Annotated in this window: 16 protein-coding genes and 1 other RNA gene; 12 read left to right on the top strand and 5 right to left on the bottom strand. The window is 49.3% G+C overall.

Annotation, left to right across the window (positions count from 1 at the left end):
• From O59_RS08590 to O59_RS08570, 4 genes are all read left to right on the top strand, one after another.
• Positions 1-2,709: a response regulator gene (locus tag O59_RS08590; RefSeq protein ID WP_007641621.1), complete on the top strand. Its 2,709-nt coding sequence runs from the start codon at positions 1-3 to the stop codon at positions 2,707-2,709.
• Positions 2,706-5,204 carry an EAL domain-containing protein gene (locus tag O59_RS08585; protein WP_225318378.1) on the top strand — a complete coding sequence of 833 codons (2,499 nt, stop codon included), beginning with the start codon at positions 2,706-2,708 and terminating at the stop codon, positions 5,202-5,204. The genes O59_RS08590 and O59_RS08585 overlap by 4 nt, the downstream gene beginning before the upstream one ends.
• Before the next feature lie 36 nt (positions 5,205-5,240).
• Positions 5,241-7,271, top strand: coding sequence for a TonB-dependent siderophore receptor (locus O59_RS22000; protein WP_040391780.1), 2,031 nt, complete (start codon positions 5,241-5,243; stop codon positions 7,269-7,271).
• Between the two features lie 337 nt (positions 7,272-7,608).
• Positions 7,609-8,523 carry a LysR family transcriptional regulator gene (locus tag O59_RS08570; protein ID WP_007641611.1) on the top strand — a complete coding sequence of 305 codons (915 nt, stop codon included), beginning with the start codon at positions 7,609-7,611 and terminating at the stop codon, positions 8,521-8,523.
• 113 nt (positions 8,524-8,636) lie between these two features.
• Here the strand turns inward: O59_RS08570 and O59_RS08565 are convergent, their stop codons facing one another.
• The 5 genes from O59_RS08565 to tpx all read right to left on the bottom strand — a co-directional run bounded on the left by O59_RS08565 (position 8,637) and on the right by tpx (position 14,563).
• Positions 8,637-9,197 (bottom strand): hypothetical protein, encoded by a 561-nt coding sequence (locus O59_RS08565; RefSeq protein ID WP_007641598.1) that lies wholly within the window; start codon positions 9,195-9,197, stop codon positions 8,637-8,639.
• A gap of 176 nt (positions 9,198-9,373) precedes the next feature.
• Positions 9,374-11,878, bottom strand: coding sequence for an EAL domain-containing protein (locus tag O59_RS08560; protein ID WP_007641597.1), 2,505 nt, complete (start codon positions 11,876-11,878; stop codon positions 9,374-9,376).
• A 30-nt stretch (positions 11,879-11,908) separates the two neighbouring features.
• Entirely contained in the window at positions 11,909-12,340 is a 432-nt protein-coding gene (locus O59_RS08555) for a response regulator (RefSeq protein ID WP_007641595.1), read from the bottom strand.
• Positions 12,333-13,796, bottom strand: coding sequence for a PAS domain S-box protein (locus tag O59_RS08550; protein WP_007641593.1), 1,464 nt, complete (start codon positions 13,794-13,796; stop codon positions 12,333-12,335). The genes O59_RS08555 and O59_RS08550 overlap by 8 nt, the downstream gene beginning before the upstream one ends.
• A gap of 269 nt (positions 13,797-14,065) precedes the next feature.
• Entirely contained in the window at positions 14,066-14,563 is a 498-nt protein-coding gene (gene tpx, locus O59_RS08545) for a thiol peroxidase (RefSeq protein ID WP_007641589.1), read from the bottom strand.
• Positions 14,564-14,904: 341 nt separating this feature from the next.
• Here tpx and ffs point away from each other — a divergent pair.
• From ffs to O59_RS20980, 8 genes are all read left to right on the top strand, one after another.
• An RNA gene (gene ffs / locus O59_RS21380) (signal recognition particle sRNA small type) lies at positions 14,905-15,000 on the top strand.
• Between the two features lie 223 nt (positions 15,001-15,223).
• Positions 15,224-17,146 (top strand): DNA polymerase III subunit gamma/tau, encoded by a 1,923-nt coding sequence (gene dnaX / locus O59_RS08540; RefSeq protein ID WP_007641587.1) that lies wholly within the window; start codon positions 15,224-15,226, stop codon positions 17,144-17,146.
• 31 nt (positions 17,147-17,177) lie between these two features.
• Positions 17,178-17,498 carry a YbaB/EbfC family nucleoid-associated protein gene (locus O59_RS08535; protein WP_007641584.1) on the top strand — a complete coding sequence of 107 codons (321 nt, stop codon included), beginning with the start codon at positions 17,178-17,180 and terminating at the stop codon, positions 17,496-17,498.
• A gap of 81 nt (positions 17,499-17,579) precedes the next feature.
• Positions 17,580-18,173, top strand: coding sequence for a recombination mediator RecR (recR, locus tag O59_RS08530; protein WP_007641582.1), 594 nt, complete (start codon positions 17,580-17,582; stop codon positions 18,171-18,173).
• A 5-nt stretch (positions 18,174-18,178) separates the two neighbouring features.
• Positions 18,179-19,315: a ribonuclease D gene (gene rnd, locus O59_RS08525; RefSeq protein WP_007641580.1), complete on the top strand. Its 1,137-nt coding sequence runs from the start codon at positions 18,179-18,181 to the stop codon at positions 19,313-19,315.
• Positions 19,316-19,346: 31 nt separating this feature from the next.
• Positions 19,347-19,643: a YcgL domain-containing protein gene (locus O59_RS08520; RefSeq protein ID WP_007641579.1), complete on the top strand. Its 297-nt coding sequence runs from the start codon at positions 19,347-19,349 to the stop codon at positions 19,641-19,643.
• Positions 19,644-19,675: 32 nt separating this feature from the next.
• A complete protein-coding gene (locus O59_RS08515) occupies positions 19,676-20,119 on the top strand; it encodes a YcgN family cysteine cluster protein (protein WP_007641574.1) in 444 nt (147 codons plus the stop codon).
• Between the two features lie 51 nt (positions 20,120-20,170).
• Entirely contained in the window at positions 20,171-20,692 is a 522-nt protein-coding gene (locus O59_RS20980; RefSeq protein ID WP_232283070.1) for a hypothetical protein, read from the top strand.
• Positions 20,693-20,763: the final 71 nt, after the last annotated feature.

Genomic DNA, 20,763 nt, shown 5'->3' with positions numbered 1-20,763 from the left:
ATGCCAAACTCCATTCCTAATACTTCGCTAACCCGCAAAATCACTTTGCTCGCCATGTTATTAACCAGCATTGCAGTCTTGGGTGCGGCACTAGCAACCAGTTGGCAGCAATACAATTACTTTGTGAATCAAGTAAATAACCAGCTGCAAATTTTGGCGGAAGCAACTGCGCTGAATATGGCAGCGCCGAGTATGTTTGCCGACAAAGAAGCCGCCCAACAAACGCTGGCCGTATTGCGTGTGGAACCTAAAGTGATTGCGGCACGTTTGATTCTCAGCAACAACGAGTTGCTGGCTGAATACCGCGCTGCGCTTGGCGATACTGTAGCGCTCGGCCCTGAGCGCGATATCCGGGTGCGCGCAGACGTTTTTTGGGCAGAAGAGCCTCTGGGCTATTTGGAGTTGGATGTCACGCTAAAACCATTGCGCGAACAGTTTTATGGCCAGATCGGTTGGGTGTTGGCTGCCGCTTTTGTGGCACTGTTGGTGTCCGGTATTTTGGCTTGGGCTTTGATCTCCCGCGTAATGCGCCCCTTGGGGAGCTTGAGTGAATTGGCGCGGCGGGTGGGCGATCAAGGGCATTACGATGCCCGCGCACCTGAGTCCGCTGTACGCGATGAGGTGGGGCTGCTGACCCGGCGTTTTAACGCCATGTTGGATCGTATTGAAATGCAAGACAGCGAGTTGCGCCAAAACCAGGAGCTGCTGGAGCAGCGGGTACTGGAGCGCACCCTGGAGTTGCAATACGCGCGTGAACAAGCGGAAGCAGCCAGTAAAGCCAAAAGTGATTTTCTGGCGGTCATGAGCCATGAAATCCGCACCCCCTTAAATGGCATTATGGGCATGACCGGTTTGTTGTTGGAGACAGAGCTGGACAGCAAACAAAAACGATTTGCCCGGGTGGCACGTCGCTCCAGCGAAGATTTGCTTCTTATCATTAACGATATTCTTGATTTCTCTAAAATCGAAGCCGGCAAATTGGAATTAGAGTTACTGCCATTCCCGCTCAATACCCTGATTGAAGATATCGCGGAGCGTTACGCGCCTATTGCGCACGGGAAAAATTTGGAGCTCCTGTGTAGAACACCATTGCCGCCTGTCTCTGTGATAGGAGACGGCCCGCGGCTCGGGCAGGTAATTACCAATCTATTGAGCAACGCCATCAAATTCACCGACAGCGGCGAAGTAGAAATCAGTGTTGGGCTTGTGGCTAACAAGGCAGACCAATTGCAGCTGCGCTTTGCTGTGCGCGATACAGGAATTGGTATTTCTCCTGAGCAGAGCGCAAAACTATTTCAATCCTTTACCCAAGCGGATTCCTCCATGTCGCGCAAGTACGGCGGCACTGGTTTGGGGTTGGCAATTTCGCAGCGCCTGATTGAAATGATGGGTGGGCAGATTCAGTTGGAAAGTCAGCCGGGAGAGGGCAGTCGTTTCTATTTTGATTTATTGCTGGCGCAGCATATTAATACTGAGGCGGCACCGGAGTTTCAGCCACTCAAGCCCTTGCGCACATTGGTAGTGGATGACAACGAGGTCAACCGCGATATTCTGGACGATTGGTTGCGTGCTTGGGGAATCACTCCGGTGCTTGCAGAGTCCGCTGTCGAGGCGCTGGCGCTGTTAAATAAACAGGCTAAAACGGACGCTCCATTTGAACTGCTATTAACTGACTGGGCGATGCCGGATATGAATGCCGGTGCATTGCTGGATAATTTGGCGGCCTCACCAATATTTGAATCGCTAGCGGTAATTGTGCTGTGCCCCGCCGGCATTGCGATTCAGGAGTCCCTTGCCAACCGTGCATTGATGTTATTCAAGCCGGCGCGCCAGACGGAGTTACATGGGCTTATCGCCCAGGTTGCGGCTGGTGATTTTATCTACCAACCGCTGGGTTCCGAGTCCCTGGTCAGTGAGGGCGCAAAGCCAATGCCCGGTGTAAAACCGCTGCGCGGTCGGGTATTGCTGGCGGAGGACAATCCAGTGAATCAGGAAGTTGCCAAAGCCATGCTGCAGCGCATGGGGTTGGATATGACAATTGCCAACAACGGTCAGGAAGCGCTGGCGCTTATTGATCGCCTGTCATTCGACCTGGTGTTGATGGACTGCCAAATGCCAGTGATGGACGGGTTTGAAGCCAGCCGACGAATTCGTCAGCGCGAGCAAACAATGGGCTTGAATCCTTTACCCATTATTGCGCTTACCGCGAATGCTATCAGTGGTGATCGTGAGCATTGTTTGGCGCAGGGGATGGATGATTACCTGAGCAAACCCTTTTCACAATTACAGCTGAACCAAACCCTGAGCCGTTGGTTACCCGAAAAGGATTCAACGCCTGTTGAATCGTCCACGTCAGGCAAAATTGAAATTGATCAACAGGTTATTCGCCAACTGCGCGAGTTACGTGTTGGTTTGTTGCCAAAAATTATTGGTTTATTTCGCGGCGCTAGTCCTGCGCTAATTACCCAGCTGCATCAGGCAGTGGCCGCGGGCGATGCCAATTTACTCTACAAAACCGCACACAATTTTAAAAACAGTGCTGCTAATCTAGGTTTGCTGGATTTGGCAGCGGCTTGTCGCGATTGTGAGGCCAGCGCGCGCAAAGGTGAAATGGAGGGTGCCGCGCAGCAGGTCGACAGCATTTTACGGCTCTATGATTTATCGCTAGAAGGTTTGGCTGAATTAGAGCGAAAGGAGTTATCCACGTGAAAGAAACCCGCTCGATGCCTGATTCAGCACTCAACCTAACAACCAGCAACGGTATGCCGCTGATCACGCTGGGTGATGCCAATGTGAATCTGGTATTGGTTGTTGATGACGATGAAGCCGCGCGCTTAATGACTACCATCACCCTTGAGCAGTCAGGCTTTCAGGTGATGGAGGCGGTCGACTGCGCCTCTGCACGCGCACGTTTTGCAGAGCGTAAACCAGATATTGTTTTGTTAGATGTGCTCCTGCCCGACGGTGATGGTTTCAGCTTGTGTCGTGAGTTGCTGCAAGACCCACGCGGCCACGATTTACCTATCGCCATGGTCACCGGGCTGGGCGATATAGAATCCATTCATCACGCCTATGAATCCGGCGCCACAGATTTTATTACCAAGCCCGTCAGTTGGGGCTCTCTGCCGTATCGTTTGCAATTTATTCTGCGCGCCAAAAAAGCTTTTCGCGATGTCAGTGTAAGTGAGGGTAAAACCCGCGCGCTGCTGGCGGGTATTCCCGACATGATTTTGCGTATTGACCGCGATGGTCATGTAATTGATATGCAAGTCGGCGCTTACACTCATGAGATGGATCATTGGGTTAGTTACGATGAGGACAGTGGTGAAGGGCACTTGCCTGCACCTGTCTATCGCATTCTTGCACCACAAATTCGCCGGGTGTTTGCCGGTAAAGGTGAACAATTAGTCGAGTTTGATTGGTCGCCTCTGGCAGGAAAAATGCGCACCTGGGAGGCACGGGTAATGCTGCGCGAGCAGCAAGAAGTGGTGATGGTGATTCGTGACATCACCCAGCGTAAACATCAGGAAGCGGAATTGCGTTTGTGGGCCAAAGTATTTGAAGGCAGCAATGAAGCGATCATGATTTTGGATGACCAATTCCGCATAGTTCTGGTGAATAAAACCTACGAAAAAATGATGGGCTTCAGTGCTGAAGATGTGTTGGGTGTGGACGCCGCCCAAATAGGTGCGAGCCAACATCCGCGAGGATTTTTCCGCAACCTGATTGCCATTCTCAACGAGCGTGGGGCCTGGTTGGGTGAGCTTAGCAACCGGCGCAAAAATGGTGAGACATTCCCCTCCTGGTTTTCAATTAGCCGCGTATTGGGTAGCGACGGTCAGATAGAAAATTACATCGCTATTTTTACTGATATTTCCGAGCGCAAAAAATCCCGCGAACGACTCGACTTTCTTGCGCACCACGACAGCCTCACCGAGTTGCCCAATCGCACTTTATTAAATGATCGTTTGGAAATGGCGATTAATACTGCCAAACGGCGTCAGGAAAAAGTTGGCTTGCTGTTTATCGATTTGGATCGTTTTAAAAATATCAATGACTCGCTCGGCCATGCAGCGGGCGATCAAATTTTGCGCCAGACAGCCCTGCGTTTGAAAAAAGTTATCCGTAATGACGATACAGTTGCGCGCCTGGGTGGCGATGAGTTTGTGGTGTTATTGCCGCGTGTGCATGATGAGCGCGATTTGGCGGAAGTGGCAATCAAAGTGCGCGAAGAATTATTAAAGCCTTATTTAGTGGAAGAGATGCCACTGCATTTAAGCCCAAGTATTGGTATCGCGATTTACCCTGAGGATGGCAGTTCACCGAGCGAACTGATTAAAAATGCCGATGCTGCAATGTATCTCGCCAAAGAAAAAGGCCGCAACAATTATCAGTTCTATACACCGCTATTAAATTCGCGCACGTTGGATCGCTTAAAACTTGAGTACGACTTGCGGCAAGCCTTGGAGTTGGGGCAGTTTGAACTTCATTATCAACCGCAGATGGATGCCACTAATCAGCAACTTTACGGTGCTGAGGCCCTAATTCGCTGGCGTCACCCGGAGCGCGGTTTGGTTCAGCCCAATGATTTTATTCCGCTGGCGGAAGAAATTGGTTTGATTATTCCTATCGGCAATTGGGTGATCGCCGAAGCGGCGCGACAGGTCACTCGCTGGCAGGCGGAAGGTGCCATTTCACTGGTGGTCAGTGTGAATATTTCAGCACTGCAATTCCACCAACCTGGTTTTATGGCAGAGGTGCAAACCATCATGGACGACGCGGGCGCGGCACCCCAGTCGTTGGAGTTGGAGCTGACAGAGAGCATGCTGATGAGCGATATGGATGCCTCTATCGAGGTGTTGCAGAAGTTTCGCGACTTGGGCTATCGCATTGCAATTGATGATTTTGGCACTGGCTTTTCCTGCCTGAATTATCTGCGCCGCTTGCCGGTAAACATTTTAAAAATTGATCAATCGTTTGTTCGTGATATGCAGTCGGATGAGGCGTCGCTGGCGATTGTTAGTTACATCATCCGTCTCGCACAGTCACTGGGTATGGATACCATTGCTGAAGGCGTAGAAACCAGCCATGAAATGACTCTGCTTGTGAATGAAGGGTGTCGTTTAATGCAGGGCTATCACTTTTCCAAACCCTTACCGCCTGGGCAGTTTGATGCCTGGTTGGCAGATTGGTCAGCTCGCTGACCTGCGCCCGGTATTACTGACGTGGAGAATCGCACTATGGTCATCAAACCGAAAGTTTATCGCGCACCGCGCTGCTTGTTGGCGTTGATGTGTCTGCTCAGTATGGGCGCACACGCGGATGAATTTGCCTACCTCGAATTAAGCCTTGAACAGTTGCTGGAAACCCCGGTGACTGGGTCGACCCTTACCCAAGAGTCGATTAAAACGGTACCGGCGGCGGTGTCGGTATTTACTCATGAGCACATAGAGCGCTTGGGTGTGGATTACCTGCACGAGTTGCTCGGGTTGGTGCCGGGGTTTCAATTTAATCGCAATGCCAATAGTGGGTTGGCTTACACCTACAGCGCGCGTGGCCGACGCACCACCCAGGTATCGCTGGAGGTGCTGTTGCTGATTGACGGCAAGGTATTTAACGACCCCCGTGCTGGCAGCCCCGATGTCACCTTGCCGCTATTTCCATTAGCGCAGGTGGAGCGGGTGGAAGTGATTCGCGGCCCAGGGTCTGCGGTTTACGGCAGCTCTGCTTTCACTGGTGTAATTAATATTGTCACCCGCAAACAGCAAAAAGCCCTCGCTGTGGGCGTGGGCAGTGAGCAGCGGCGCGCACTGGATGCACTTTGGAGTCACGCCGGTGAAGAATGGCAGGCGGATGCGTACCTGCATGCCTATGAGGACAAAGGGCAAGATTTGACGATTACCGATAGCTTCAGCCGTTTGCCACTGGAGACTGAAGATCCGCGTCGTTTGTTGAATATGGATCTGGGGTTAAGTCGCGGCAAAACCCAAATTGATCTGACCTATTATCGCGGCGAGTCGGAGGATTTTTATCTCTCGGAAAATACTGCCAACGGGGTGAATGATCACGCCCGTGAGCTGTGGAACTTAAGTGTGGATCAGGGCATTGAATGGACACCTGCGATCAAATCCAATTTCTCTCTCAGCTATCAACAATTCACCTTTGAGCTTGAAGGGTTTGTGCAGGGGCCGGGGGCCTTGGCGGCGGTAAGCGTACCCAGCAGCAATGAACCATTTAGGATTCAAGCAACACAAGCCGGCGAAAGCTATCGCTTGGCCTACACAACGGACTGGACTATAGACGACAAGTCCAGCGCCCAATGGGGCATACAAGCGGCGCACCACGAAGAGATCAAAGCGCGTGCTTACAGCAACTACGATCTGGTGCAATTAATCCAGCGACAATTCCCCATCACTTATTACGGCGAAATGAGTGAACGCACACCCCTGGGGGTTTCAGGTTCACAATCCACCACGGGTATTCATGGTCAATATATTCGCAGCCTGCGCGATTCAACCAGGCTCACCATTGGGGGCCGCTATGATGACTACTCAGATGTAGAGGCACGTTTTAGCCCGCGTTTGGCACTGGTAGAACAACTCAATGAAACCTACAGCCTGAAGTTGTTATACGGCGAAGCATTCCGCGCACCGACGCTGGCAGAGACAGCGTTTATTAATAACCCCACATTGCTTGGCAATCCGGATCTTGAACATGAGGTGGTAAAAACCTGGGACTTGATTCTAATGGGCAATTGGCAGACCACCAGCCTTAGCGCTGGTGTGTTTCAAAACCGCTACGAACAACCGATCATGACTGGTTTTATTGGCACTACCCGTACGTATGTCAATGGCGATAGCGAGCGCAGTGATGGCCTTGAAATAGAGTGGCTACAAAAATTCGGCGATCGCTGGTCACTGCGCAGCACTTATACCAATATGAATTTACCGGAGACGGCATTTCGCGAAGCGGAATCGCTGGCATCCTTTGAAATTAATTACGCCGCCCAGCGTTGGAATTGGAATTTGCTTGGTGTATATCAAGATGAACACCAAGCTCCTGTGTCGGCAACAACTGAAATAACACTGGATGATTTTTGGGTGCTCAACACCCAATGGCGCTACCGCTTTACCAGTGGTTACGACATTAGTTTGCAAATAAAAAATCTTACCGATGAGGATTATGCAACTCCGGCACAAGGGCTCGGTAAATTGGATGGTGTACCTAGTCGTGGCCGCGAGTTAACGGCGGAAATTCAGTGGCGTTGGTAATGATTCACTAAAAATGCCGCCGTGCAAAACACGGCGGCATTTTTGTTTGTGCCTGGTAATGTAATCGGCAATTTACACCCAATAGCGGTCAATCGGCGTCCACGCCCTTTGTTGACGACAGGATTATTTTGGGCGAAACACAAACATGAATAAAACTGGTGATTTTCGGTTTTAACGTGAATATGGTTAATGTTACCCTGTGCGGATTGATTCATTGAGTGGGTAGGTTGGAAAAACGCAGCGACTTCCGACACAACAAATATTCAGGCATATCACTGCTATTGGGCTGCATCGTCGGAAGGCGCTACGCTTTTCCAAGCTACGTGAGAGCATAACTATGATCGAAATTCGCCATTTAAAAACCCTTATCGCTCTGCGTGAAACCGGCAGTTTGGTGGAGGCGGCAGAGCGTTTATTTCTCACGCAGTCTGCGCTGTCTCACCAGCTCAAAGAACTGGAGTCGCGCGTGGAGTGCGAATTGTTTATCCGTAAAAGTCGGCCGTTGCGGTTTACTGAGGCAGGAAAACGATTGCTGCTATTGGCAGACGATGTGCTCGCCAGAGTTAGCGATGCTGAGCGCGATGTAAAAAAATTAGTGCACGGCGAGGCAGGGCGCTTATACATGGCAATTGAATGTCACAGTTGTTTTAACTGGTTGATGCCGACTATCGATATATATCGCAATCAATGGCCTGCTATTGAATTGGATTTCTCTGGGGGTTTTACCTTTGAGCCACTACCAGCCTTGGCGCAGGGCGATATTGATTTGGTAATTACTTCTGATCCACAAGTAATCAAGGGTATTGAGTATGTGCCCTTGTTTGGTTACGAAATGCAAATCGCACTGGCGAATGAGCATCGGTTGACCGCCCGGGAATATTTACAGCCGCAAGATCTTGCTGACCAAACGTTAATTAGCTACCCCGTGAGCCGCAATCGCCTGGATGTGTTTACCCAATTTTTAATTCCCGCCGGAGTAGAGCCAGCCGCTGTGCGCACTTCGGAATTAACTTTGATGATGGTGCAATTGGTTGCCAGTGGGCGCGGTGTGTGTGCTTTACCAAATTGGGTGGCGGCTGAATATGTGGCGCAGGGTTTGATTAGCGTACGTTCTGCCGGGCCACAAGGTATTTGGCCCACACTTTATGCGGCAGTGCGTGAAGAATATTTGGTGCTACCTTATGTGCAGGATTTTTTGGCACTGGCCAAGGCCCATTGCCTGAAAAATTTGCAAGGTGTCATTGCGCTCTAGCTTGTGTGGGTTTGGTGCACAGGTTGCAGCCAATAAAAAAGGCCGCCTATTTTTCCGGCAGCCTTTTATCTATACGAACAGTATTTATCAAGCGCGTGAGTTTTAACGCGTGATTATTTGTTCGCTGCTACATAGTTAACAACGTCTTGTGCAACGTCATCCAACATTGCGTTGGACGCAACACCAAATGCATCGGTATAGGCCCCTGCTTTACGCATAAAACCGGGGTTACTTAGTTTGGTTCCATTTGCGCCGTCTTCAAAAGCTACGTCCATAATTACTACAGAGCTGCCAGCCATTGCACCAGCCCAAAAACGGGCTGCACCGCCAATAAATTTGATTTGTTTAACATAGGGCTTGATGAACAGCACATTGCCATTGTTAGCCAAATTTTCAGATTTGATTTGATCCAGAGTTTTTACCTGCATGTTCTCCAAAACACCACCCAAACGTTCAGCAAGAATTTCATCAATTTTTTTGACTGCTTTTAAGTTGGCGGGGTGAGAAGCATAGGTTGGTGCAATTTCAGTTTTGACTAAAATAACCTGACTGAATTCGCCCAAGTCGGTAGTTGCTGGTGTTACTTTTGACGGGGTTTCCGTTACCTGAGTAGCACAGCCGCTAACCAATGCAGTAACCAGAACCAATAACGCAGATAGTTTGAAACGAGACATCCTGTTTTCCTTTTTATCGTATTAAGTTAATGACTATTTGGTAAGCCGTTAGCAGGGATATCTATTGGTTTTTTACAAAAAATACCCTGCTAACAGCTTTGGCAAGACTAATATAATGTGACGTTAAAATCTACACCGGTGTGTGAATATAGGGTCGCTTTTGCGGGGGTTGATGCTCAATTTAGCAAGAGTGTGGCGGGTTGTTTGCTGTTAATAAAGTGTGCCAACTGGTCGGGCGGTACGGGCTTTGAAAATAAATAACCCTGGCCTAAATCACAGCCGCGTGAGTGTAGGAAGTGGCGTTGGTTTTCCTCTTCAATTCCTTCGCCAACAATGTGCATGGGAATTATTTTATTGAGCCCGATGATCGCATTTACCATTTCATCATGTTCCTTGCCGGTACCAATTAGACTGACAAACGAGCGATCAATTTTCAGGTACTGCGGGGAAAAGCGCAAAATGTAGCTCAGCGATGAATAACCTATACCAAAATCATCCAACGATATTTTAATGCCCAGGTTTTTAAGTTGGGTAATTTGTCGCAAATTGTTTTCCGTATTTTCCAGAAACATTTGCTCGGTGATTTCGATGGTAAGTTGGTCGCCGCGCAAGTTGTATTGCTCAAGCATCTGTTCAAAAACGGGCAATAGATCTTGCTGCATAAACTGCCGCGCAGAAACATTAATAGATATATTGATATGTATACCCTCGCTATTCCATTGCGCAAGCTGATGACATGCTTCGTTGATGATCCAATTACCGATGGGCAAGATCAAACCACTTTCTTGTGCATAGGGAATAAATTCATCCGGCCCTACGCGCCCGCGTTTGGGGTGATTCCAGCGAATAAGTGCTTCGGCAGAAACAACCTGATTGGTGTCAAGATCAATCACCGGTTGGTAGTGCACCTCAAATTCGTGATTGATAATTGCTTTGCGCAGGTCGGCATCCAACTGTAAGCGATTGTGAACGTATTCAGTCAGCTCTTTGCGGTACAGTTGATAGCAACCGCGGCCTTTTGCTTTGGCATCATACAAAGCACTGTCGGCATTGCGCAGCAGGGTTTTGGCATCATCGCCATCGGTGGGGTAAAGGGCAATGCCAAAACTCATGCTGACATGTACGCGATTTTTCCCCAGGCGAATCGGTTTGTGAATTTTTTGCAGGAGTTTATCGGCTACCGAAGCTACGGCTTCAAAGCGCGGAATGTCAGGTAATAAAATTACAAATTCATCGCCGCCCAAGCGGCAAATAATGTCTTCGTGGCGCAGCGATTTTTGCAGTCGACGCGCGACAGTTTTTAGCAGTATGTCGCCCGCCTCGTGCCCCAATCCATCATTGATTTGTTTGAAGTGATCCAGGTCGCCAAAAATAACTGCAAAAGGAGCTGTGCTGCGGCTGGCTTTGCGAATTAAAAATTCAATTTCCCGGTTCATTTTTTCGCGGTTGCCCAAACCGGTAAGGCTATCAAAATGGGCGAGTTTCAGCAGCTGATGTTCATAGCGTTTGCGCTCGGATAAATCGTAAATTTGTAGCAGGTAACAAGGTTCGCCAGAAAATTCTTTAATATAAGCCGCATTGATCATAGTGGGAATGCTGTTGCCATTATGGGTTTGGCAGCGGGTTTCATATTGGGCAAATAGTTGATTGCCACTGTAAAGTCGCTCCAGCTCAACCAGCGCATTGGTTATATCCTCTGCGATAAAAAGATCACTGATTTTAAGCAGTGGTTTTGCTGAGCTGGCAGTTTGTGTTTTTCCCTGATTGTCATACCCCAGTAGGTGCCGCAGTGCCGGGTTGGTTTGGATGATAATTCCTTGCATATTAATCAGCGCCATACCCAGCGGTGCATAATCAAACGCAGCGTGGAATAACTGCTCGCTGTGAGCCAGTGCCTGACGAGTCGATTCCATTTCGGTAATGTCGGTGTTGGTGCCCAACCAACGAAGTACATCACCTTGTGAATTTTTTTGCGGTATTGCACGGGTATCAAACCAACGATAGTGGCCGTCGTTTCGACGAATCCTAAATTTGACAAACATTTCCTCCCGATTAGCGACTGCTTTTGCCCAGTTGCGAGCAAGGTATTCGCGATCATCAGGATGCACTGCGTTTATCCAGTTTGTGCCCATTTGTTCTGCTTTGGGAATACCGGTGTAATCACACCAACGTTGGTTTAAATAATCACAGGCCCCATCCGGTGTACATGTCCATGCGAGGTGAGGTAAGCCTTCGGCAAGGTGGTGTACGCGCGCTTGATCCTCTTGTTGCAGGCGCGCTTGTTCCGCCCAAATAAGGCTTGCTTCAAGGGTAGTAATTAAGGTCTCAGCAGTAAGTTGGCGTTTGGGTAGGTAGTCAAATGCACCCTCGCGCATAATGTCAGCGACAATGCGCTCGTCGCTGTTGCCGCTAATCATAATTACGGGAGTGGGGTTTTGTTTGTGATTTTTTATCTGCAGTAGTAATTCCGAGCCCAATCCATCTTGAAGGCGATAATCCAAAATTGCACAGTCATATGTGTGTTGATTGATAAGTTCTATCGCTTGGTTGGTCGAGGTGGCGGTAGTAATGGTGACATTGAGTGCACCTTTTTGCAGTAGTCGTTTTATTTTTTCTAAATCAACATCGTCGTCCTCAATAATGAGTAACGATACCGGGCGAACTACAGTCGTTACTTGCATATCAATGAATCATCCTGATATTGACGTTAATTAATTGGGAAGGCTGATTGTTGAGCGATAGCTTTCAAGCAGCGATGCAAGCTTGGAAAATTGTGGGCCCACCGCCGATTTCACCATGTAGCCGGCAATGTTTTCATCGTATGCGCGAGCGCGATCCGACTCGGCATCGGACGTGGTCAACACAAAAACAATACTGTTGTGAAGTTTTTTGTCGTTGCGTACTTCGTGTAAAAATTCAAAACCATTCATGCGCGGCATATTTAAATCCAGCAATACCAGATACGGTTTGGTGATGCTGAGGTGAGGGTGTGCGGAGCGCAGTATTTCCAAGGCTTCCATGCCGTCGCGCGCAAGGGTGATGGGAAAATCAACAGCATTTTTGCGCAGGCTGCGGACGACGGATTCAGCGGATACATCATCGTCGTCAACAAGCAAAATGTTAATTTTGGGTTCGCTAGTCATCGATATCTTTCCTCGAAAAACGCGGCCACCACACATGAAAACTGCAGCCTGGTTGCTCGCTGTTGCTGATGAGTTCTATTTGCCCACCGTGGCTTTCTGTCAATCGCTTTGCCAATGCCAAACCAATCCCGCTACCTCCTGCCTCCTGAGAATTAAGGGTTTGAAATAAACGAAAAACGCGCTCTTGTGCTATTTCGGGAATGCCGGGTCCGTTATCAATTACTTTAAACAGGCAATAGCTGCCGCTCGGCTCAGCACTGATGGTTATTTCCGGTGTGGTGCCGTGATGATGTTTAAGGGCGTTGCTGAATAAATTGCGCAACACGGTTTCCAGTGGTGTTTTTGCAGCATAAATTTCATTGATGTGGATATCTTGTTTGATGCTGAATTGCGCGGGAACCGGGTGCATATCCACAATGTTATTGATTAGTTCCGGCACATTTACCGCCGCTGATTCTTTATGGCGCCTACCGGCACGGGCGTAAAGCAGTAAGTCTTCGATCAACCGCTCCATACGCCCGATGCGGATGCGGATTCGGTCAATATTATTGGTGACGGGTGCAGGTACGTTATTGCCCAGGTCTTCTGCAATCCATTCAACCAAATCAGCAATGCCGCGCAAAGGTGATTTCAAATCGTGGGAGGCGACATAGGTGAATTCTTCCAGATGAGCATTCGCTTGTTTTAAATTGAGTTCGAGGCGTTTTCTCTCGGATATATCCGTCACCACTGCCAATGTCATTTTCCCTGCGTCGCTATCCACAGGGCTTAAACCAATTTCGATGGGAATTTCAGTGCCGTTTTTATGGCGGCCGGTTAAGTCGCGACCTAAACCCATGGCTCTGAGTGAGGGTTTTTGCACATAACCTTCGCGCAGCTTTTGGTGTCCCTCGCGGTAACGCTCAGGCAATAACACGTCCATGGACTTACCCAGCAGTTCATTTTTTTCGTAGCCAAACAATGTCAGGAGGCTGGGGTTAATCAGTTGAATAATGCCTCTATCATCAACCAGTAATTGACCATAGGGCGAGGCATCGATAACAGCGGCAAGGCGGTCTTCAAGTTGCTTGCGGCGGGTGATATTCACAATGGTGGCGACCACAAATCGCTCGCCGTCGGCAATCAGTGGACGCAGGCCAATTTCCAGCGGGAATTCAGTGTTGTCTTTACGTTTGCCGTAAAGGTCGCGGCCTGCACCCATGTAGCGAGTGGACGGTTGCTGCAAATAGCTTTGGCGTAAATCGGCATGGTTACCGCTAAAGCGATCCGGCAGTAAGGTCTCGATATTTTGATCGATTAGTTCATGGCGCGAGTAACCAAACAGACGTTCAGCCTCTTCGTTGAGGTAGCTAATCCGGCCATCCTGACGGCTGACAATAATCCCTGCAGGTACTGCATCCAAAAGTTCGCGGGTAAAGTCGCTGCCGGATTTTTTTGCTTCATCCTGAGTGAGCATGTGCACTCGGCTCCCTATTATTGCTAATGCGCTACAACAAGTAGTATTAGGGTTGAGTATAGGTGGCGAGGCGCGGCAGGCGTGTTGGGCAGGCTAAAAAATCTTATTTTTTAAGAGTCTTTAGTCATAAAAATGACTTTTTGATAAGAAGTTTGATTGATAGGGGTTTTGTTGATTGTTGCTGTTATCGGCTGGTCGAGAAACCACCTAAAGATGGAAATAAAAACGCCAGCGCAAGGGCTGGCGTTTTGGCTTTCGCACAATCGTGATTATGCGAGTGCTTTTAATGCGGCGTCGTAGTTAGGCTCGTGCGCCACTTCGCTTACTAATTCCGTGTGCAATACTTTGCCATCGGTGCCTACTACTACAACAGCGCGCGCTGTTAAACCAGTCAGTGGGCCATCAATCAGTTTTACGCCATAGTCGCTGGCAAAGTCTGAGCGGAAGGCAGATGCGGGAATTACCTTGTCCAAACCTTCAGCACCGCAAAAGCGTGCTAATGCAAAAGGCAGGTCTTGAGAGGCACAGACCACTACCGTATTTTCCAGTGCGCTTGCTTGTGCGTTAAATGTACGCACTGACTGTGCACAGGTTGGGGTATCGACACTGGGGAAAATGTTCAGCACTACGCGCTTGCCTGCCAAATCAGCCAAAGAGACTTCCGATAAATCTGTTTTAACCAGTTTAAATGAGGGAGCCTTGCTGCCTGCAGCGGGCAGGTTGCCGTTAGTGTTGAATGGATTTCCTTTGAGGGTCACTGTTGCCATAAATAATGCTCCTGAGCGTTAGGTGTGTTTGATCATTAAAATATTAAACAAGCCTAGTTGATAGTGGCGCAAAAGGGAATTGCAATGAGTGCCACTGCAATAAAATCTTTGTTCTGGTGCGATTTATTACAATTTCGTACGGTGCTTATTGATTGTTGCGTTTTTGATCAGCAGCGAACTGCAATCGGGACATCTGTAAATTAAGGTGGTGCGGTAGAGGTAATTAAACCAGTTGCCCTTTAAATTGAGCCTTGCAATGCCGAGGTAAACTGATGATAATGCGCGCCTCTTGCGTAGCCCACTCCCAGTGAGCATTACTGCGTAAGCTGCTATGGTGATCTAGCCGGTCCCCTCGCAATGACGATCTGTAAACCCCGCCAGGCCCGGAAGGGAGCAACGGTAGCAGTAAGTTATGTGCCGGGGTGTGGCTGGTTAGGTCGCCACCCATTTATTGTGAATCCTCCTTCTTTATAACTTCCTGTTTAATTCAATTTACCAAACTCTGTGTTGCTCACTTCATTGTTGTTTCCTTGCTAACACTTTGCTCTTCGTCCTGCTTGTCGGGTACTTATGTTCGGTATTTATTTCCGTCGTTGGCAGCTATAATCGCGCCCTGTTTTTGCAACCAGCACACTTCACATACAGAGAGCAGCAATTGGCATGAGCTATCAAGTTCTGGCGCGCAAGTGGCGCCCGCGTGTGTTCCGGGAAATGGTCGGGCAGGAGCATGTCCTGCAGGCACTTATTAATGCGCTGGATCATAACCGCTTGCACCACGCTTATCTCTTCACTGGTACCCGGGGTGTGGGTAAGACCACCATCGCGCGGATTCTCGCCAAATGCCTCAATTGTGAAACCGGTGTTAGCTCTGAGCCCTGCGGCCAGTGTTCCAGTTGCCGTGAAATCGCCGAGGGGCGTTTTGTTGATTTGATTGAAGTGGATGCGGCGTCGCGTACCAAAGTGGAAGATACCCGCGAGCTGCTGGAGAACGTGCAATATGCGCCTACCCGCGGCCGTTATAAGGTCTACCTGATCGACGAAGTTCATATGCTCTCCAATAGCAGTTTTAATGCGCTGCTAAAAACCCTGGAAGAGCCTCCACCCCACGTAAAGTTTTTGCTGGCGACCACCGACCCACAAAAGCTGCCGATGACAATTCTGTCGCGCTGTTTGCAATTCAACCTTAAAAATATGAACCCTGAGCGTATCGTTCAGCATTTGAAGTTTGTATTGAATGAAGAATTGGTACCGTTTGAAGAGTCGGCACTCTGGCATTTGGGGCGCGCGGCCGATGGCAGTATGCGCGATGCGATGAGCCTCACCGACCAAGCGATTGCCTATGGTTCCGGCAAAATTACGGAAGCTGAAGTTAGTACCATGCTCGGCACCATCGATCAAACAGCGGTGTACGATGTGGTAAATGCACTGGCGTCGCTGGATGGTAGGGCAGTGTTGGCTGCTGTTGAGCGGATGTCTGAACAGGCACCTGATTACGCCAGTGCGATTGCTGAGATGTTAGCAGTACTACATCGCATTGCGATTGCCCAGGCGCTACCTGAAGCGGTTGATAATAGTCACGGTGATCGCGAGCGGATCATGCAGCTTGCGCAGCAATTGCCCTCGGAAGACGTACAGCTGTTTTATCAAACTGCATTATTGGGGCGCCGCGATTTACCGCTTGCCCCCGATCCGCGCGCCGGGTTTGAGATGGTGTTGTTGCGCATGCTGGCGTTTAAGCCGCAGGGCGTTATTGAGATGCCGACCCAGACATTGCCACAATCGACTGCACCCATAAAGCCTTCATCGACTCCACAGGTCGCGGCTCCGGCAGTTGTCGCTCCGGTGGCCGCGCCGGCGCCAGTTCCGACGGTAAGCGAAGCTCCCCCTGCGAGTGTTACACCTGAGCCTGTAGCTCAGGGTGGGTCGGTTGAGTCTGAGCCTCCGCCTGCGTTTGAGGAGGCTTACGGCAATGCCCCCGAAGATGATTATGTTCCGGCCAGTGAAGACGAATACGAACCCGCACCCGCGTATTACGAAGCGCCCGTTGCGCCCGAGGTAAACGAGCCAAAAAAGCCTGAGGCGGCTGAGCCGCCGCCAACGGCAGTGCAGCAAGTTACAGTTCCTGCGACACAAATTGCAGCTGCGCCGGAACCGGTGAAGGTTCCCACGCCAAAAACTCTACGCAAAGTTCCCTATGAACAAGCGGGCCCTGCGGATTGGACGGAAATTTATTTAGGCTTGGGTGTTACCGGTATTTTGCAAAGTACGGTGGCGAATTGCCAAATGGTTAAACGCCAGGGCAATGAATTCTTTTTTGTGCTGGATGAAGCCAATAGCACCCTGTATGACGTGAGCCATGAAAAGCGCCTTGCCGATTTAATGGGTGATTATTTTGTCGAGCCAGTGCGCGTGCATATCCAGCTGGGGCAAGTGACGGCCGAAACACCGTCGATGATGGCGATTCGTTTGCGCGAGGAGCGTTTACAAGATGCAATCCATGCGATTAAAAATGATCCTATAGTGCAGCAACTCATCGCTCAATTTGGTGCGACATTGCGCGAAGAAACCATTCAACCAATCTAATTTACTTATCTAATTTACTGAAGAGGATGCTATGAAAGGTCTCGGCGATTTGATGAAACAGGCCCAGGAAATGCAGGCCAATATGCAAAAAATGCAGGAAGATTTAGCGAAAGCGGAAGTCACTGGTGCGGCGGGTGCCGGTTTGGTGAGTGTGGTCATGACTGGCCGTCACGATGTAAAACGCGTACACATTGATGCAAGCCTGATGACTGAAGACAAAGAAATGTTGGAAGACTTACTGGCGGCAGCCGTGAACGATGCAGTGCGTAAAATTGAACTGCAAAATCGCGAGCAAATGGAAAAAATGACTGCGGGTATGGGAATCCCACCGGGATTCAAAATGCCGTTTTAATCGTTGGCGCGTGCGCCTCCTGAAAAACCGTAAAAATATCAGGGCGTAGCAAGCGGCGCCCTTACAAATTTTGGAAATTGAATGTTCAGCCCTTTAATCGATGACCTTATGGCCTCACTGCGCTGCTTGCCCGGCGTGGGTCCTAAATCTGCCCAGCGCATGGCGTTGCATTTATTGGAGCGTGACCGCGCCGGTGCTGAACGGCTCGCGCTGAGTTTGCATAAGGCAGTTGAAGGTGTCGGGCGCTGCCAGCGCTGCCGCACGCTTACAGAGCAAGCCCATTGTGGAATTTGTGCCAATAACCGGCGCGATAACAGTTTGCTATGCGTGGTTGAAACCCCCGGCGATGTATTGGCGATCGAACAGGCGGGTACTTATCAAGGTAAATATTTTGTACTACTGGGGCATTTGTCGCCGATTGATGGCATTGGCCCGGAAGATATTGGTGTCGATCAATTAATTAATTTGTTACAGCAAGAGCCGATCACTGAAGTCATTCTCGCCACCAACCCCACAGTGGAAGGTGAAGCGACAGCTTATTACATCAGTGAACGCGCTAAAAATTTGAATGTAACTGTCTCGCGTATTGCCCATGGTGTCCCGCTCGGTGGCGAGCTGGAATTTATCGATGGCGGCACTCTCGCGCACGCTTTTTCCTCTCGCAGAAGTTTGTAATTTTAATGCTAATACCCACTGAACCTATTTGGATTGATCAGGACGATCAACTCGCTGAACTTTGCGTGCGCTGGCAACAGCAAGCGGCGCTGGCGATTGATACTGAATTTATGCGCAGCGATACCTTTTATCCCATCGCAGGTTTGCTGCAGATTGGCGATGGCAAGGGATGCTATTTAATTGATCCGCTTGCGATTGGCAATCTCGAACCTTTGCGCGAATTGATGCTAAACCCTGCAGTCACCAAAGTATTGCATTCTTGTTCGGAAGATCTGGAGGTATTTCAGTGCTGGTTGGGAGTAGTGCCGGCGCCATTATTTGATACACAAGTGGCAGCCGCATTTGCAGGTTTGGGCTTTGGGTTGGGTTACGCCAATTTAGTCAAAAACCTGCTAACTATTGAAATTCCCAAAGAAGAAACTCGCTCGGATTGGTTGCAGCGCCCGCTCAGTGCAGCGCAATTAAAATACGCCGCACTTGACGTTGCGCATATGCTGATTGTGTATGGAAAATTATTGCAGTTATTAAAAACAACCGAGCGTTTGGAGTGGGTGAAAAGTGATTGTGCTGATTTGATAAGCAATGCGCGCAAAGCAGATGATTTTAGCGAGGCGTATCAAAAAGTAGGTTTTGCCTGGAAATTGCGTGAACAGGAGTTATTAATTTTAAAGCAGCTTTGTATTTGGCGCGAAACTGAAGCACGGGCACGTAACATTCCGCGCAATAGGTTAATAAAAGAGCCTTCATTATGGGAAATTGCGCGTAAAAGAATTCAGGATGCGACGCAATTACAGCGTGTACCGGATATTCCCTCGCGCACTTTAAAAAATGATAGTGAAACTATTTTACAAATAGTCAGCGACGCTTTGGCAATGGATGAAGCTGCATGGCCTGCGCGACTCGATCCGCCTTTAGCGCAAAGCGAAGGCCCGCTGATGAAGGCGTTGAAAAATTATGTGCGCGAATACGCCGAACAAGCCCAGTTGCCGCCCGAAGTATTGATTCGCAAAAAGGATTACGAGCATTTGGTTCGCTCCGGGATGAATGGTAGCGAATATCGTTTGCCCGAGCGTTTATTGGGCTGGCGTTTTGATCTAATTGGCGAAGGCTTGTTGCGTATTGTTCGGCAACAGAATGTTTAGTCGCACTAGGCGTATAACAAGGTGAAGACCCGTGAAAATTATTTGTGAAATTTATCGTAGCACCAAGGAAGAGGGCATGTATCTGTACGTGAAAAAGGAGGAGGGGTTGAGTAAGGTACCTCCAGATTTACTCAAGCTTTTTGGTCGTCCACAGCAGGCAATGGTTCTGCTGTTAACTCCCGGTAAAAAGCTTGCCCACGCGACGGTTGAAAAAGTTGCTGAAAGCCTGGAAACACAAGGTTTTTATTTGCAATTGCCGCCACGCAATGATCGCGACCCGGAAGCTGAGCGTTTGCGTGCGTTCAATTCCAAGCTGGCTGGCCAGTAGTATCGACACTTTTTTAATGATCTGGGCATGTCATGGCACAACAAGTTTTTTGGCAACGTAAAACATTTCAGGAAATGTCGCCGGAGGAGTTTGAATCCCTCTGCGATGGTTGCGGCAAGTGCTGTCTGCACAAATTGGAAGATGAAGATTCGGGTGATGTGTATTACACCAAGGTTGCCTGTCGTTATTTGGATCATGACACCTGTCGTTGTCAGGAATACACTGATCGTCAACAATTAGTAGAAGCCTGTGCCGTATTAACGCCGGACAGTGTTAAGGAAACCTATTGGTTACCGGAGACCTGTGCTTATAGGCTAGTGGCCGATGGTATTCCGCTGTTTGATTGGCATCCACTGGTTTCAGGCGACCCTGACTCGGTGCATAAAGCCGGTATTTCGGTGGCGGGGCGTGTAGTGCATGAGCAGGATGTCGATCCTGAGGATTATGAAGATTATGTTATTCGCTGGGTTAATTGAGCGGCTGAAACCAGTGCTGGCGAACCGGAAGGAGAATTTGCTGTGGAAAATATGACTGACTATCAATATGCGTGGATGCTGTACCTGACAGGTGCAACAGGTTGTGTGCTTGCGGCATGGCTAATGTTCCGCCGTTTTGGTCGCGCTGTTACGCATTTTTTTGTCATCACCGTGATGGTTGTGCTGTTCACACCCTATGCGATTGATGCAGAGAAAATGACTATGGCGCCTGCGGTTTATACGCTACTTTTCGGGTTCCTGGATGGAGGCTTTGCCAGCGTTAAACCAGTCTTGAAGCTTATGTTAGGGTTATGGGGCTGTGCCCTTATTCTGTCCCTGATCTATCAATTGCTGACCCGCAATAGAGGCGGGGCTACTCATGAGATCCCTGAACCGCGTCGCCGTCAGTCAACGCGGCAAAACCGCAATAAGGCCTATGTTGACGACGATGAACCTGATTTTGATTACAGCCCCCAGGCGCGCCGTGCCAATAGTAGTCGCGGTTTGAGCCGTGAGGAGCGCATCGCACGGGATGAGTTATTAAACGAAGAGCCCATCAGAGCTATTCGCTAATTGATCATCTATTAGCTTTTCGCTAGCAATCGTTGTTTAAAAGCCAGCCTGAGTGCTGGCTTTTTGCATTC

Origin of the sequence: Cellvibrio sp. BR (assembly GCF_000263355.1) — a bacterium.
GTDB lineage: Bacteria > Pseudomonadota > Gammaproteobacteria > Pseudomonadales > Cellvibrionaceae > Cellvibrio.
Note: the sequence above shows the minus strand (reverse complement) of the source record. Positions and strands in the feature narration are given on the sequence as shown.

Bases quoted from the DNA above. Each gene is read 5' to 3' on its own strand.
- O59_RS08590 (WP_007641621.1), top strand. From the start codon at position 1: ATGCCAAACTCCATTCCTAATACTTCGCTAACCCGCAAAATCACTTTG.
- O59_RS22000 (WP_040391780.1), top strand. From the start codon at position 5,241: ATGGTCATCAAACCGAAAGTTTATCGCGCACCGCGCTGCTTGTTGGCG.
- O59_RS08570 (WP_007641611.1), top strand. From the start codon at position 7,609: ATGATCGAAATTCGCCATTTAAAAACCCTTATCGCTCTGCGTGAAACC.
- O59_RS08565 (WP_007641598.1), bottom strand. From the start codon at position 9,197: ATGTCTCGTTTCAAACTATCTGCGTTATTGGTTCTGGTTACTGCATTG.
- O59_RS08560 (WP_007641597.1), bottom strand. From the start codon at position 11,878: ATGCAAGTAACGACTGTAGTTCGCCCGGTATCGTTACTCATTATTGAG.
- O59_RS08555 (WP_007641595.1), bottom strand. From the start codon at position 12,340: ATGACTAGCGAACCCAAAATTAACATTTTGCTTGTTGACGACGATGAT.
- O59_RS08550 (WP_007641593.1), bottom strand. From the start codon at position 13,796: ATGCTCACTCAGGATGAAGCAAAAAAATCCGGCAGCGACTTTACCCGC.
- tpx (WP_007641589.1), bottom strand. From the start codon at position 14,563: ATGGCAACAGTGACCCTCAAAGGAAATCCATTCAACACTAACGGCAAC.
- dnaX (WP_007641587.1), top strand. From the start codon at position 15,224: ATGAGCTATCAAGTTCTGGCGCGCAAGTGGCGCCCGCGTGTGTTCCGG.
- O59_RS08535 (WP_007641584.1), top strand. From the start codon at position 17,178: ATGAAAGGTCTCGGCGATTTGATGAAACAGGCCCAGGAAATGCAGGCC.
- recR (WP_007641582.1), top strand. From the start codon at position 17,580: ATGTTCAGCCCTTTAATCGATGACCTTATGGCCTCACTGCGCTGCTTG.
- rnd (WP_007641580.1), top strand. From the start codon at position 18,179: ATGCTAATACCCACTGAACCTATTTGGATTGATCAGGACGATCAACTC.
- O59_RS08515 (WP_007641574.1), top strand. From the start codon at position 19,676: ATGGCACAACAAGTTTTTTGGCAACGTAAAACATTTCAGGAAATGTCG.
- O59_RS20980 (WP_232283070.1), top strand. From the start codon at position 20,171: ATGACTGACTATCAATATGCGTGGATGCTGTACCTGACAGGTGCAACA.